At 38.0% G+C, this 14,931-nt stretch carries 11 protein-coding genes; 5 read left to right on the forward strand and 6 right to left on the reverse strand.

The genetic code is table 11. The features are described 5' to 3' along the window. Nucleotides 1-9: 9 nt before the first annotated feature. From I593_RS03650 to I593_RS03675, 6 genes are all read right to left on the reverse strand, one after another. Nucleotides 10-2,322, reverse strand: coding sequence for a fimbria/pilus outer membrane usher protein (locus I593_RS03650; RefSeq protein ID WP_016166217.1), 2,313 nt, complete (start codon nucleotides 2,320-2,322; stop codon nucleotides 10-12). Nucleotides 2,323-2,340: 18 nt separating this feature from the next. Continuing rightward, nucleotides 2,341-3,042: a fimbrial biogenesis chaperone gene (locus I593_RS03655; protein WP_016166218.1), complete on the reverse strand. Its 702-nt coding sequence runs from the start codon at nucleotides 3,040-3,042 to the stop codon at nucleotides 2,341-2,343. Nucleotides 3,043-3,111: 69 nt separating this feature from the next. Further along, a complete protein-coding gene (locus tag I593_RS03660; RefSeq protein ID WP_016166219.1) occupies nucleotides 3,112-3,630 on the reverse strand; it encodes a hypothetical protein in 519 nt (172 codons plus the stop codon). A 920-nt stretch (nucleotides 3,631-4,550) separates the two neighbouring features. Then, nucleotides 4,551-5,567: a ketol-acid reductoisomerase gene (ilvC, locus tag I593_RS03665; protein ID WP_016166220.1), complete on the reverse strand. Its 1,017-nt coding sequence runs from the start codon at nucleotides 5,565-5,567 to the stop codon at nucleotides 4,551-4,553. A gap of 105 nt (nucleotides 5,568-5,672) precedes the next feature. Continuing rightward, a complete protein-coding gene (gene ilvN / locus I593_RS03670) occupies nucleotides 5,673-6,164 on the reverse strand; it encodes an acetolactate synthase small subunit (protein WP_004697653.1) in 492 nt (163 codons plus the stop codon). Then, nucleotides 6,161-7,888, reverse strand: coding sequence for an acetolactate synthase 3 large subunit (locus tag I593_RS03675; protein WP_016166221.1), 1,728 nt, complete (start codon nucleotides 7,886-7,888; stop codon nucleotides 6,161-6,163). The genes ilvN and I593_RS03675 overlap by 4 nt, the downstream gene beginning before the upstream one ends. A 627-nt stretch (nucleotides 7,889-8,515) precedes the next feature. On the opposite strand from I593_RS03675, the gene I593_RS03680 reads away from it, so the two are divergent. The 5 genes from I593_RS03680 to I593_RS03700 all read left to right on the forward strand — a co-directional run bounded on the left by I593_RS03680 (nucleotide 8,516) and on the right by I593_RS03700 (nucleotide 14,930). Next, the gene (locus tag I593_RS03680; RefSeq protein ID WP_016166222.1) at nucleotides 8,516-8,917 is read left to right on the forward strand and encodes a DUF4124 domain-containing protein; all 402 of its coding nucleotides are present in this window, start codon (nucleotides 8,516-8,518) and stop codon (nucleotides 8,915-8,917) included. Between the two features lie 121 nt (nucleotides 8,918-9,038). After that, nucleotides 9,039-11,675 carry a leucine--tRNA ligase gene (leuS, locus tag I593_RS03685; protein WP_016166223.1) on the forward strand — a complete coding sequence of 879 codons (2,637 nt, stop codon included), beginning with the start codon at nucleotides 9,039-9,041 and terminating at the stop codon, nucleotides 11,673-11,675. Nucleotides 11,676-11,869: 194 nt separating this feature from the next. Further along, nucleotides 11,870-12,394, forward strand: a complete 525-nt coding sequence (locus I593_RS03690; protein WP_016166224.1) for an LPS-assembly lipoprotein LptE — start codon at nucleotides 11,870-11,872, stop codon at nucleotides 12,392-12,394. Nucleotides 12,395-12,399: 5 nt separating this feature from the next. Further along, nucleotides 12,400-13,386, forward strand: a complete 987-nt coding sequence (gene holA, locus I593_RS03695; RefSeq protein WP_016166225.1) for a DNA polymerase III subunit delta — start codon at nucleotides 12,400-12,402, stop codon at nucleotides 13,384-13,386. A gap of 203 nt (nucleotides 13,387-13,589) precedes the next feature. Further along, nucleotides 13,590-14,930: a MacA family efflux pump subunit gene (locus I593_RS03700; RefSeq protein WP_026441013.1), complete on the forward strand. Its 1,341-nt coding sequence runs from the start codon at nucleotides 13,590-13,592 to the stop codon at nucleotides 14,928-14,930. Nucleotide 14,931 lies beyond the last annotated feature (1 nt).

The raw sequence follows: 14,931 nt of genomic DNA on the forward strand, positions 1-14,931 counted from the left end.
AACCTCCTATTACTTACAAACTAAATTGATGACTTGTGCATCATTGCTATTATCAATTTGAGTCTGCGAAATACTGAAAGATGTATTACAAGTTTTTCCCTCCTGCATTGCTAGTTTTAGATCATATTTTACTGGTTTTGAAAGATACAAATAAACTAAACCATTACTATCAATAAAGTAACTTTCATCCTCATTACCATTAAGCTTTACAACTGTCCCAACAGGAAAATTCTTATTATTTGAATCTTTTAAATTAACTACAAATTTCTTAGTTTTTGCAACTTTGAAATCTAGAATATACCCCCTTTGATTTAATGCACTTAATTTCTGTACTGGCTGTTCAAAAGTATAATCCAAAGGCAACTGATTTTGATCATAAGAAATGTCATAATTAATATAAGGAATAATATCATGTACAAAAAGATATCCTTTGTCATTGGTTTTACCAACAACTGATAATGACCTTAATACATCTACATCTTTCATACCATCAATATTAACCAAGGCAAAAGCATTATCCACATATTTTGTTGCTGACAACTTATTACCTAAAAGAACTGTTGCTCCACGATATTGAGCTTGAGTTACTTTATTATTTGTATATTCATCATAAGATGCTCTAAAATCACCAATATTAGTTTTATACAAACCATAACCATGATAATTAAATTCACTATCAATATTTGAAACAGCAACTGAGTAATCCAGACCATTTTGCAACAAGCTATTTTTAGAATAACTTAATACCGTCTCACCATTATCTGTACTATGTTCTAAATCAATATTCCCTCGAGTATCCCAATTATAACTAAAAACTATGTTAAAACTATCATCACCATCTTCAAAGTTTTTAAAATAATTCAAACTTGTGTATAAATTTTTAGTCAATATTTTTTGAACACCTACGTTTATAATTTTACTGTCTACAGACTCAAAGCCCTCAACTTTATAGTTTTTATTGTCAACATAACTTAAATTAAAACCATCAACAAATCCGAGATTAGAGAAATTTATATATGCAAGGTTAGATATCTTGGTATTAAAATCATACTCATCAAAACCTAGCTGTTGAAACTTTTCAGTGTAATAACGAGTGTTTAAACCAAAAGACCACGTTCCAAAATTTCTACTCACAGAGGCTGAAGCAGCATGTCCAATGTCTCCATTATAATCACTCACTGCATATGCAGTATCAAGTAAAGCAAACTTACTTACACCTTGAGTCCACATAAAGCTGATATTGCTTACATCTTTTGAGTAGGTTGCATCAAATCCTAAGGTTGTACTTGCAGCAACCCCGCGACGGAAAAATACTTTTGAAAAAAAATCACGATAATCACTATCATCCTCATCGTAGTTATATCTTAGCTTACCTAAAGAAACATCATATTCATTTAAACCCACACGCAATAATTGACTACTAATATAAATAGGAAAACTCTGTACCGTTTGATTTCCCAAAATATCTTGTACAACAACTCTCGCTTCACCAGCTTGATCAATTGTCGCTCCTGTTTGTAAAGAATAATTACCTGGGGTTATCGACTGTTTATACAAGTTTACGCCATTAATATATAAATCTACTGTTGAGGGTAATGCAGCACTTCCTTGTAAAGTTGGCATATTCCAATATACAAAATCTGGACGATCTGTATAGTTTGTACCAAAACTGATCCCTCCATATCGGAATGAGTTTGTTAATGAGTTATAAACACTTGTGTTATCACCGATTCTTAATTTTAAATATTTTTCAGGAAACTCTAGTTCAAACAATGAACTGACACGTAAAAACTGCTTTTGCCCCTCATCTGGAGAGTCTTTATACAAAATTGCATTATTCAATAACCAGTAGTCTTTAAAAATACCAATTTCTGAATAGGCATTAAAGTCATTTGAAAAATCATCTTTAGAATAAAAGAAATCATAATTAATGAACCCCCCAAAATTTGCTCTTGCTGGGGTAACAACTACGCTCTCATAATTATTATCTTTAAAATAAGATGCAGGTAAGTCAATTTTAATTGCCTGAAGTGCATCATCTTTTTGAAATTTTATATCGGAACCACGCATTAAACAGAAACCATCTTGATCATGGTTCTTTACAAATTTGGAAGGATCAACACCTAATTCATTTAATGTTTTACATTCTATATATTCACCATCCTTAGTGACTAATAGTACTGTTTCAATATTTCTATCTACACCATTTAACCAAACATTTACAATTAGTGCCCCTGCATCCGTTTCTGCTAATGAATCAACATTTGCTTGCGCAATCCCAACTGCACTAAAAAAAACAAGAACAACTCTAAAACATTTCATAGAATCACCCTCAGAGATTTAATATTCCAATAAATCTCCATCTTTATCAGTTTTAATTTTCACTTTTATTTTATCATTTGGTTTCTTTGATAATTCACCTAAATCAAATGTATATTTTTGCCCAACAAGCAAATATCGATTAAAACTTTTCTGTAATAATTCCTTATTCTGACTATCTACCAATCGAATATCTGTAATTTGTACATGTGATTTTGCAATATTTTGAATATCGACCATCATATTATTATTTATCGTTTTAAGTTTTACATCCAGATTAGTTTTATCTTGTTTACCTACAAATAAAGGTAATGAAAAGTTAAACTGAAAATTTATCGCCTCATCATCTGCGACAGGAGTAACTTCATTAAAAATAACACGCCAGGTTTTTTCACGGTCTAGTTCAGTAGCTGTAAATGGTTGACTAAAGCCAACACGAACAATTTGTTTACTTTCTGGCTTTAACTCAAAAATCTTAGGATTGAATAAAATGTTTTTTTCTTCTTCAAGGACATCCTCTCCTTTTTCATTTTGACTCCATTTTACCGCAGATAATTCAAAAATTTTAGAACGATCAAAATCAGAACTTTCCACAATTACTGTGGTACTTCTCTGTTGCTTATTTTTATCACCTAAATAAAGTTGTACTGGTGTAAACTTAATGCCCGCAAATAAAAAATTACTTAAGCTACTTAAAATTAAGAATAAAATTATTTTTCTCATATTTATTCCCTTTTAAAATTATTATAGTGGTGCATGTTATGCACATACACCACTATTCCCTATTTTTATTTAGAATGCAACAGCTACTTTATAAGTCCCTTTATAGGTACCCCAATGTGCCATGTCAGACACTGCACTTACAGTTTCAGCTTTTACTGTAAATGTTCTAGTTGATGAGGTATAAGGAAGTACTGCCCCAGTGTAATTGAATAAACCAAGTTTAGTATCAACATTCACTGGAATTTTTTGTGAAGCATCTATTTCATTATCCAAAGTAGATGGTTTAGTGATGTTGAGGCTGTATGGTGCATTTGCACGGACATCGAAACCAGATTGTCCACTCCATTTACCACCTACAAGATTTTTTTGCATTACGATTTTTGATTTATCGATGTCTAAGTCGCAGTGTTTTTCAACAAATAATTCTATATCAATTTTACCATCACATTTGGTACCACATCCGTCACGACCTGGATGATGATATCCACCATCACCACCTTTTGCACCCTCCTCTCCATCTGCTAAAACTACTGTCGAACACATACCTAAAATTAATGCTGCCAATGCAGTTTGCACTTGTAATTTCATGGCCCTATCTCCCAGTTCCTTTTTCTTTAGGAAAGATTATAAATTATTTAAAAATAGCAACTTACATAGGATCACTTGTTATTCTTGAGCCTTTTCCGTAAGTGCATAGTTATCATATTCAATTTCAAAAGGAGCAACTTATATCGTGTCAGTTCACGTGAATATTATTATTTTTGGTCTAATTCAGAATACAAATTAACATGGCTGTTTTTCAGTTAAATATAAAAAAATGGTGATATTAATTTTTCTTATTATCTAAAATATTTAAAGTAAACTTTTATAATATAAAAAAACAAGTTATTGATTAATAAAAATTTTATATAATTTTACAATTTACACAATATTACAAAAACCAACAATATACTTACAAAATAATTCATTTTTATGAATCAAATCACATTTTTTATAATAAACAATAATTAAGATGCAAAATATACCAATAAAAAGATAAATTACACAAATTCCAATATTTATGATAACAAAGCAAAATCACCAATTATTTAATTAATGTTACAAATCAAATTATTAGCTTTAACATTGAATTTACACATAATATGTTCGATATTTTTACCAATATCAGATAAAAAACTAAACATCACCTTAAAGATGCAATTTGCTTACCTATCACTTGTAATTTTCATTATTTAAGAGCTTGTATAGTTCTTCTGGTTTAAATTATTAGAATGAATTTAATTCAGCTAAGCATTCAGATAAAAAAGCCTGCCAAAATACGGGTTATATTACCTATCGATCAGTCGATAGCAGAACATTAGCTTTTTATTTTTTACGTTTTTTCTATTTAAATTTGTGATAAAAAAGAGAAAAGCACTGCATTAACCGAACTACAAGGTAAACAACAACTACTCCCAACAAAAAACCCTTGTAAAAACAAGGGTTTTTTTAAAAGATTAAACTAAATCTTAGTTTTTCTCTTTATCAACAATCTTGTTCGCTTGAATCCAAGGCATCATCGCACGCAACTTAGCACCTGTTACCTCGATACCGTGTGCAGCATTTTGACGACGACGTGCAGTCATTGATGGGTAGTTCAATGCACCTTCATTAATGAACATCTTCGCGTATTCGCCAGATTGGATACGTTTAAGTGCATTACGCATTGCTTCACGAGACTGTTCGTTAATAACTTCAACGCCAGTTACATATTCGCCATATTCAGCGTTGTTAGACACTGAATAGTTCATATCCGCGATACCGCCTTCAAACATTAAGTCAACGATTAACTTAAGTTCATGCAAGCACTCGAAGTAAGCCATTTCTGGAGCATAACCTGCTTCAACCAAAGTTTCGAAGCCCATTTTAACCAATTCAACTGCACCACCACAAAGAACTGCTTGCTCACCGAATAAGTCAGTTTCAGTTTCTTCACGGAATGAAGTTTCGATAATACCTGTACGGCCACCACCTACGCCTGAAGCGTAAGAAAGCGCTACATTACGTGCGTTACCAGAAGCATCTTGATGAATCGCGATAAGATCTGGAACACCTGAACCACGTTGGTATTCTGAACGTACAGTGTGACCAGGTGCTTTTGGAGCAACCATGATTACATCTAAGTCAGCACGTGGAACAACTTGGTTATAAAGCACAGAGAAACCATGAGCAAATGCTAAAGTTGCACCTTGTTTGATGTTTGGCTCAATCACGTCACGATAAAGTTGAGATTGGAACTCATCTGGAGTCAAAATCATCACAACATCAGCTTGTGCTACGGCAGCAGGAACTTCAGCAACTTTAAGACCTGAATTTTCAGCTTTTTTCCAAGAAGTAGAACCTGCACGTAAACCTACAGTTACGTCTACGCCAGAATCTTTAAGGTTAAGCGCATGCGCGTGACCTTGTGAACCGTAACCAATGATTGCTACTTTCTTAGATTGGATGATAGATAAGTCGCAGTCTTTATCGTAAAAAATTTGCATTGCTGTCTCCGCTAAAATGCTTGATATTCTGTAATTCCATCAAGAGATTTGTTTTTGATGAAATCCTCCTCTTTTCTCAAAAGGAGGTTGAATCGTGTTAAATAATTAAATGGTTAAAACTTTTTCGCCACGCGCGATGCCTGAAACACCTGAGCGTACAACTTCAAGAATGGTGTTCTCAGCTAGAGCATCAATAAAACCATCAATTTTTTCAGTTGTACCCGCGATTTGAATGGTATAAGTCGTTGGGGTGACATCAACGATTTGCGCACGGAAAATATCCGCAGTTCGTTTGATTTCAGCACGCGCAGAACCGAGTGACTTGACTTTAATCAACATCAACTCACGTTCAATATGAGCACCTTCAGACAGATCAACCACTTTCACCACTTCAACCAATTTGTTGAGCTGCTTGGTGATTTGTTCAATTTTATGGTCATCACCATAAGTCGTTAATGTCAAACGCGATAAAGTCGGATCTTCAGTTGGTGCAACATTTAAGGTCTCAATGTTATAACCACGTTGAGAGAATAAACCCACCAAACGAGAAAGCGCACCAGCTTCATTTTCTACGAGTACAGAGATAATATGTCTCATGACGTGCGCTCCCCTTTACCTAACCACATATCTTTCATCGACTGACCTGCAATAAGCATTGGATAAACATGCTCGGTACGGTCAACCATGACATTAATGAATACACATTTGTCGTTAATCGCCATCGCTTCTGCAAGCTTGGATTCAAGCTCATCTGCGTGGTCAATTTGAATGCCAACGTGACCGTAAGCTTCCATAAGTTTGGCAAAGTCAGGCAATGACTCTACATAAGAACTTGAGTGACGGCCTTCATAGTTCATGTCTTGCCATTGTTTTACCATACCTAAAGCACGGTTATTCAAGCAGAGAATTTTTACATTTAAGCCATATTGCTTACAGGTAGAAAGTTCTTGAATACACATCTGAATTGATGCTTCACCCGTAATACACACCACTTGTTGGTCTGGGAAGGCAAGCTTCGCTGCCATTGCATATGGCAAGCCTACGCCCATGGTGCCTAAACCACCCGAATTAATCCATTGACGTGGACGGGTGTATTTATAATAAAGCGCACCAAACATTTGATGCTGACCAACGTCTGAAGTAATGATTGCCTGACTATTGGTAATTTTATCTAAAGCTTCAACCACTTGTTGTGGCTTCATTGAACCGTCAGTTGGTTTGTCGTAATTCAAACCATGTACTTTGCGCCACTCATTGATTTGCGACCACCAAGCTGCAATTGCTTCAGGGTTTGGCTTAGACACATGCATTTGTTTAAGCTGTGCCAACATTTCCTGCAGGACTGGTTCTACCGCACCCACAATTGGAATATGCGCAATAATGGTTTTTGAAATCGTCGCAGGATCGATATCAATATGAATGACTTTGGCATTCGGACAGAATTTTGCAGGGTTATTGGTTACGCGGTCATCAAAGCGCGCACCAACACACAAAATCACATCTGCATTGTGCATGGTCATATTGGCTTCATATGTACCATGCATGCCCAACATTCCAATGAACTGCTCATCATTCCCAGGGAAAGCACCTAAGCCCATAAGGGTATTGGTCACTGGATAGCCCAATAAATGTGCTAATTCAGTTAATAAAGCAGAAGCATTACCTTGAACAACACCACCACCTGTATAAATGACAGGACGTTTTGCATTGATCAGCTCATCAATCGCTTTACGAATTTGACCAGAGTGACCACGATGCGGTGGTTGATAAGAACGCATCTTCACTTTTTCTGGGTATTCGTAGGCAAACTTTTCTGCTGGGTTGGTTGCATCTTTCGGAATATCAACGACAACTGGGCCTGGACGACCAGAAGCTGCGATATAGAATGCTTTTTTAATAATTGCGGGAATTTCACTCGCATGACGCACTTGGAAACTATGTTTCACGATTGGACGCGAAATACCGACCATGTCTGTTTCTTGAAATGCATCTTCCCCAATTAAATGCGAAGCCACCTGACCAGACAAAATCACCATTGGGATTGAGTCCATATAAGCAGTTGCAATTGGAGTGACTGTGTTCGTTGCGCCTGGACCAGAAGTAACCAGCACTACACCTGTTTTACCTGTAACGCGTGAGTAAGCATCTGCCATATGACCAGCAGCTTGTTCATGGCGCACGAGATAATGATTGATTTTGTCTTGTTGAAAAAGCGCATCGTAAATGTGTAAAACTGCGCCGCCTGGGTATCCAAAAACATGTTCAACGCCTTCGTCCGCTAATGCGCGAACAAGCATTTCACCACCAGATAAAAGTTCCAACGTGATTCACCCTAATCTTTTATCACCGCTTGATGGGAGACATCAGCAGTGTTCATTCATTAATTGTCTGCACTGTTATAGCACACATATTTCATAGTTTTCATGGCAATAGGAAAAAAATCCGATCCGTTTGCTGTTTAAGCAATATGGGATCTAAAACATGTTGGGATAAACATATTTTTATTTGCTTTGTTCACCATCTCGGCTAGAAATGACGCCCACTGCATGACATGACACTTCTTCGAAGGGTGATCGAGAGAAGGCATATAAAACTAAAGACAGCATTTTTCTTGTTTAACTCTTTATTGTCAAGTTGAAAAATCAGCTTTTTTTTGATTATTTACAGACCGTGTGTTTTTTAGACAAAAAAAGCTTTTTTGTGCGCTCAATCAAGCATTCAAGAAATTATGTAAAATCTTTATTAAATCTCATCTATCTCTATAATTTTTCGAGATTAAATGAGGACATTTTTAAACTATTTAGTGCTGGAGACGCTTGTTCAAATGAAAAATCGACCTATACTATTTTGAACACTTCATATTCTGTTCTAGAATCTATAAATTGACTTTTTTGTGGCAATTTCATAGAGAGAACTTTTCGCAGAAAAATCAAACAGGACGAAATCTTATGTCATTTCCATTTCATTTGATCAGCGGTGTAGCGCTCTCTTGTGCCTTGTTATATTCGAGTACATCCCTTTGGGCTAAAGATTATTACAAATGGGTGGATGCAAATGGTTCGACCCATTACACCACCACTCCTCCACCGAAAAATGCACAAAAAAAAGGGAAAATTCAGACTTATGGCTGGAACAATTCCACTCCTACAGCTAGCCGCAACAATAATCTTCCTTTAGAAGCACAGCAAAATAACTCGACGATGCCTGCAGCTACTGCAACTGCATCCAAACCTGTACCAAACGTGAATGATGATGCTACCAGAGCACCTGTTTCTGCTGCGCCAGCTCCTAGTGAAATAAAAGCAATTCCTGCACCTAGACCAAATGGAAAAAAATACCCAGCTGAATAAAATCAGCTTTTACGAAATAGTTTAATTTTTCTTACGGTTCAGCCTGCGCAAAATTCACATTTAGGTGCATTTTGCGCTATGCTGTGCAGCAAACTTTTAACCGTTGTTCTTTAATACGTTTATGACTACTCATATTGACCCTGAATATCAAGCTAGTGCGATTGAACCCACCGTCCAACAAGACTGGGAAAATCGTAAAGTTTTTAAAGTTGCCGACACTGTAGAAGGTCCACGTCGTTACATTCTGTCGATGTTCCCTTACCCAAGTGGCAAGCTGCATATGGGTCATGTGCGTAACTATACCATTGGCGACGTCATTAGCCGTTTCCACCGTTTAAAAGGTGAAACTGTATTACAACCTATGGGTTGGGATGCATTCGGTTTACCTGCGGAAAACGCAGCAATTGCCCATAAAGTTGCTCCGGCAAAATGGACATTTGAAAACATCGCTTACATGCGTGACCAATTAAAAAAATTAGGTCTATCTGTAGACTGGGATCGCGAATTCGCGACTTGTACACCAGAGTACTATCACTGGGAACAATGGTTGTTCGTGCAACTTTATAAAAAAGGTTTGATCTACCGTAAACTTTCAACAGTGAACTGGGATCCGGTTGACCAAACTGTTTTAGCAAACGAGCAAGTTGAAAATGGTCGTGGCTGGCGCTCAGGTGCATTGGTTGAAAAACGCGATATTCCAATGTACTACTTCCGTATTACGGACTATGCACAAGAATTATTAGACGACCTAGACACTTTACAAGACGGCTGGCCTCAACAAGTGTTGACCATGCAGCGTAACTGGATTGGTCGCTCTACAGGCATGGAAATTACTTTCCCATCTGCCAATACCGAAATTTATGCTGATGGCTTAACTGTTTATACAACACGTGCTGACACGCTAATGGGCGTGACATATGTTGCCGTTGCAGCAGAACACCCTCTTGCGCTTAAAGCTGCTGCCCTCCAATCAGAAGCAGGCAACCCTGAATTGGCTGCATTTATTGAAGAATGCCGTATGGGTTCAGTTGCAGAAGCGGACTTGGCAACAGCCGAGAAAAAAGGCATGGCAACAGGCTTGTTTGTAAAACACCCTGTAACTGGTGAACAGCTTCCTGTCTGGATCGCAAACTACGTATTAATGTCTTATGGTTCTGGTGCAGTAATGGCTGTACCAGCGCATGACGAACGTGATTTTGAATTTGCGAACAAGTTTAACTTGTCAATCAAGCAAGTGATTGATGCTAAAGGCGCTGACGATGCAGACTACTCTGCAACTGAGTGGCAAGAATGGTACGGTTCTAAAGAAGGTAAACTTGTTAACTCTGGTGAGTTTGACGGTTTAGAATTCCAAGCTGCGTTTGACGCATTCCTTGCCAAATTAGAACCACAAGGTTTAGCAAACTCTAAAGTTCAATTCCGTTTACGTGACTGGGGTGTTTCTCGTCAACGTTACTGGGGTTGTCCAATTCCAATGATTAACTGTGATACTTGTGGTCAAGTCACAGTTCCAGAAGATCAACTTCCAGTTGTATTACCAACAGACGTTGTTCCAGATGGTTCAGGTAACCCGCTTAATAAAATGCCAGAGTTCTATGAAACGAAATGTCCTTGCTGTGGTGGCGATGCACGCCGTGAAACAGATACTTTAGATACTTTCGTAGAGTCATCTTGGTACTATGCACGCTATGCTTCTCCAGACTTTACTGGTGGTATGGTTAAACCTGAAGCAGCTCAAAACTGGCTTCCTGTAAACCAATACATTGGTGGTGTTGAACACGCGATTCTTCACTTACTTTATGCACGTTTCTTCCACAAATTAATGCGTGACGAAGGCGTTGTACAAGGTAATGAGCCATTTACCAACTTGTTAACTCAAGGCATGGTACTTGCAGATACGTTCTATCGTGAAGCAGAAAATGGCAAGAAAACTTGGTTCAACCCAGCTGATATTGAACTAGAACGTGATGAGAAAGGTCGTATTCTTTCTGCAAAATATTCAGGTGACGGCCAAGAAGTTGTAATCGGCGGACAAGAAAAAATGTCTAAGTCGAAAAATAACGGTATTGACCCACAAGCAATTATTGACCAATACGGCGCAGATACAGCTCGTGTATTCATGATGTTTGCTGCTCCACCAGATCAATCTTTAGAATGGTCTGATGCAGGTGTTGAAGGTGCAAACCGTTTCTTGAAACGTGTATGGCGCCTTGTAGCTGGCTTCCTTGAAAAAGGAAACGCTGCAACTGCAATCGATACAGCAAACTTATCTAAAGACGCTCAAGACTTACGTCGTAAAACTCACGAAACTATTCAAAAAGTAAGTGATGATATTGAACGTCGTCATGCATTTAATACTGCCATTGCTGCTTTAATGGAGTTATTAAATGCGAGCAACAAGTTTGAAGCAAAAGATGACAATGACATTGCTGTAGAACGTGAAGCAATCACAACACTGTTAACTTTACTCGAACCGTTTGCACCGCATTTAAGCCAAACTTTATTGGCTCAATTTGGTACAGATGTTACGGCAGCAACATTCCCTGTAGTTGATGCTTCTGCGTTAACACGTAATACGCAAACGATTGTTGTACAGGTGAATGGTAAACTTCGCGGTAAACTTGAAGTTTCTGTTGATATTTCTAAAGATGAATTATTGGCATTGGCAAAAGCTCTACCAGAAGTTCAACAATTCTTAACTGGTCCAACCAAGAAAGAAATTGTAGTTCCAAATAAATTAGTAAATTTAGTGGTTTAAAGCCTTAAAGCCTCCCTTTTATAAAGGGAGGTTTGGAGGGATTTTATTAGAAAATCTCCCCTAACCCCTCTTTCAAAAAGAGGGGGAAACGAAAAGGAATAAACAAAGCCCGTTGCCAGTCAACGGGCTTTGCACATACAATCACGTCATATTATTTTTTCTTTTTCTTAAAAAGAGTAAACAGAGGAAAACCCATGCATTTAGGCAAACGTTTCGCAACTCTTATTTTAACTTGCGGTCTAGGTGCAGGTTTGGTGGGCTGTGGTTTTCATTTAAAAGGAACTCAACCTTCTGCGAATCCAGTAGCATATGCACAGATGAGTTTATCTTTGCCTAAAGATACAGAGGAATTAGAAGAAAAATTATCAATTTATTTAGGGGCTGCCAATGTTCAGCTCAGTAATAGCCCCAATGCTTACCGTTTACATGTGTACAGTTATACACCTGTGCGCCAAGAGCTTCGCGGTAAACTGATCGAAACCCTACTGCGTTTAAATGTCACCTTCCGTATTGAAGATGCTCAAGGCAATCCTGTGACTGAAATGCGTACCGTCACGGCATCACGTAGTTACCAATATAACTTGGAAACGGTCAATACCGATGATCAAGAAGAAAAATTCTTAAAAGATGTCCTTGTTGATGACGTTGCACAACAAATTGTGCGCCAAATTTCATCGAATCGTTTACCTAAAGTTACTAGCACAACAACACAACCTTAATTGTTATGAAACTCGACTATTTGCAGGCCCTTAAACGCATCCCAGAAGCACGTGGTGCATGGGTGCTGCATGGTCAAGAACCCCTCCTCGAACAGAATCTACTCGATGCTTTTCGTAAAAGTTGGCAAGAACAAAATATTGAACGTCAACGTTATGACATGTCAAATGTGAGTGACTGGAAAACGGTCTTCAATGCCTTGAACAGTTTGTCTTTATTTTCGACACAACTCGCGATTGAGGTACATGGCAATATCAAACCCGATGCCAATGGCATTAAATTATTGACCCAATATCTACAACATAATGAACAAAATTTGTTGTTGATTGTGATGCCAAAGCAGGACAGCAGCAGCTTAAAATCTGGCTTTTTTAAAGTGATTGATGCTAATGGCGTGAACGTCAGCTTGACTGCTCATTATCCACAAGATCGACAACGAATTTTGGCTGTTGAAGCTGAAAAACTCGGTATTCAATTGGTCAGCAATGCATGGCAATGGCTTGAACAGCATCACGAGCATAATTTACTGGCGGCAAAGAACAGTCTAATGCGGGTACGAGATACCTTTCCTGATTTAGCGCAAATTGGTATCGAACAACTGCTTGCCTGCCTACAAGATCAGTCACGTTATACGACCTTTGACTTAAGTGATGCATTACTTGAAGGTAATTTTGCTCAAGCCGTGAAGATTTACCAATATCTGTTGGCTTCAGGCGAGCCAATGAGCTTGTTGCTGTGGAGTATCAGTAAGGAAATGCGTCTTTTGATGCAGCTTTTTGAGCAACCACAAAATGCACTACAACTCGGGATTTGGAAAACCAAAGTGAGCCTTTATCAACAAGCCTTACGCCGACTCAATCCGAAACAGTTTCTCACTTGGCCTACACTTTTATTAAGAATAGATGCATCAATTAAAGGTTTGAGTCAGGAAAACCCTGAACAACTCACTCTACAAGCAATTGCGCTGCTTTGCGGACGTCAGCTATTTCATTGATCTTGCTTTTTTGAGTGCGTTAACCTGTAGCAATTACGTCAGAAAATTAGAATGTTTTGCAGCATACTGATGAGTATGTTGACGAATTTTGATTTTAAAAATTACAAAAGAATAATTATCATTTACAAATTGATAGAAAATCCACGATTTATCCGCATTTCACTTTTATACTATGCATGATTATTTTTTACTCCGTCACTCCTATGCCAAAAATAAAATTTTTTAGAATTATTATCGCCCTGCTCTGTATCGCTTTACTCGCGTATTTGGCTTGGAGTTATTTCAAACCGAAACAAGAACAACCGCAATATATTACCGAAAGCGTGACACGCGGTGATCTTGAAAATACGGTATTGGCAACAGGCACTTTAGATGCCACCAAATTGGTGAGTGTCGGTGCACAGGTGTCAGGTCAAGTACAAAAAATGTATGTACAGCTAGGTGATGAAGTCAAACAAGGGCAGTTGATTGCGCAAATTGATTCCACCACACAAGAAAATAGCTTTAAAACAGCCGAAGCCAACATCAAAAATTTAGAAGCTCAACGCTTGCAACAAGAAGCCAATCTCAATGAGGCGCAACTAGCTTATAAACGTCAACAACAAATGTTTGCACAGGATGCAACGTCTAAAGCGGAACTCGAATCTGCGGAAGCGAGCTTTAAAACTGCACAAGCGCAAATTAAAGCCATTAATGCACAAATTGAATCTGCAAAAGTCACCAAGTCTACGGCACAGACCAATATCGGTTATACCCGTATTGTGGCGCCGACTGACGGAACGGTGGTTGCGATTGTGACTGAAGAAGGTCAAACGGTGAATGCAAATCAAAGTGCACCAACCATTGTCAAAATTGCAAAATTACAAAATATGACCATTAAAGCGCAGGTCAGTGAAGCGGACATTATGAAAGTCGAAAAAGGACAACAAGTCTATTTCACGACTTTGGGTGATGACAGCAAACGTTATGCCACCCTACGTCAGATTGAACCTGCACCCGATTCAATTAGTAGCGAGAGCAGTACCAGCACTTCAAGTTCATCAAGTACCGCAATCTATTACAACGCTTTATTTGATGTACCCAATAATGATGGCAAACTACGTATCGATATGACGGCACAAGTCTATATAGTGCTCGATTCTGCACAGAATGCACTGCTACTTCCTTCTTCAGCAATCTCCAATCGCCCTGTAAATAGTAAGCAAAATAGCGCTACAAAAGCACAAGCGGTATCGAGTGCTCAAAGTAGCTCAAAGACTGATCGTCCACAAAGTCCTCGACTTGAACGCCTCAATTTAACTGCTGCCCAACAACAACTAATTAAAGAAGGTAAAGCAAGCTTAAGTGTGGTCCGCGTATTACAGGCAGATGGTTCAGCCCAACCTAAACAAGTACTGATTGGGATTAATAACCGTGTGAATGCACAAGTTTTGGCGGGATTAAAAGAAGGTGATCAAGTCGTGATTGCAGACAGTTCAGATACCTCAGCAGCCACAGCCAACAGCAGCAATAAACGTCGTAATGGTCCACCAATGGGAATGTAAG

It is taken from the genome of Acinetobacter tandoii DSM 14970 = CIP 107469, assembly GCF_000400735.1.
GTDB classification, from domain to species: domain Bacteria; phylum Pseudomonadota; class Gammaproteobacteria; order Pseudomonadales; family Moraxellaceae; genus Acinetobacter; species Acinetobacter tandoii.

What these genes read in the sequence shown, in the direction of transcription:
- I593_RS03690 (WP_016166224.1), top strand. Translation starts at nt 11,870, where the DNA reads ATGCATTTAGGCAAACGTTTCGCAACTCTTATTTTAACTTGCGGTCTA.
- ilvN (WP_004697653.1), bottom strand. Translation starts at nt 6,164, where the DNA reads ATGAGACATATTATCTCTGTACTCGTAGAAAATGAAGCTGGTGCGCTT.
- ilvC (WP_016166220.1), bottom strand. Translation starts at nt 5,567, where the DNA reads ATGCAAATTTTTTACGATAAAGACTGCGACTTATCTATCATCCAATCT.
- holA (WP_016166225.1), top strand. Translation starts at nt 12,400, where the DNA reads ATGAAACTCGACTATTTGCAGGCCCTTAAACGCATCCCAGAAGCACGT.
- I593_RS03660 (WP_016166219.1), bottom strand. Translation starts at nt 3,630, where the DNA reads ATGAAATTACAAGTGCAAACTGCATTGGCAGCATTAATTTTAGGTATG.
- leuS (WP_016166223.1), top strand. Translation starts at nt 9,039, where the DNA reads ATGACTACTCATATTGACCCTGAATATCAAGCTAGTGCGATTGAACCC.
- I593_RS03700 (WP_026441013.1), top strand. Translation starts at nt 13,590, where the DNA reads ATGCCAAAAATAAAATTTTTTAGAATTATTATCGCCCTGCTCTGTATC.
- I593_RS03655 (WP_016166218.1), bottom strand. Translation starts at nt 3,042, where the DNA reads ATGAGAAAAATAATTTTATTCTTAATTTTAAGTAGCTTAAGTAATTTT.
- I593_RS03680 (WP_016166222.1), top strand. Translation starts at nt 8,516, where the DNA reads ATGTCATTTCCATTTCATTTGATCAGCGGTGTAGCGCTCTCTTGTGCC.
- I593_RS03650 (WP_016166217.1), bottom strand. Translation starts at nt 2,322, where the DNA reads ATGAAATGTTTTAGAGTTGTTCTTGTTTTTTTTAGTGCAGTTGGGATT.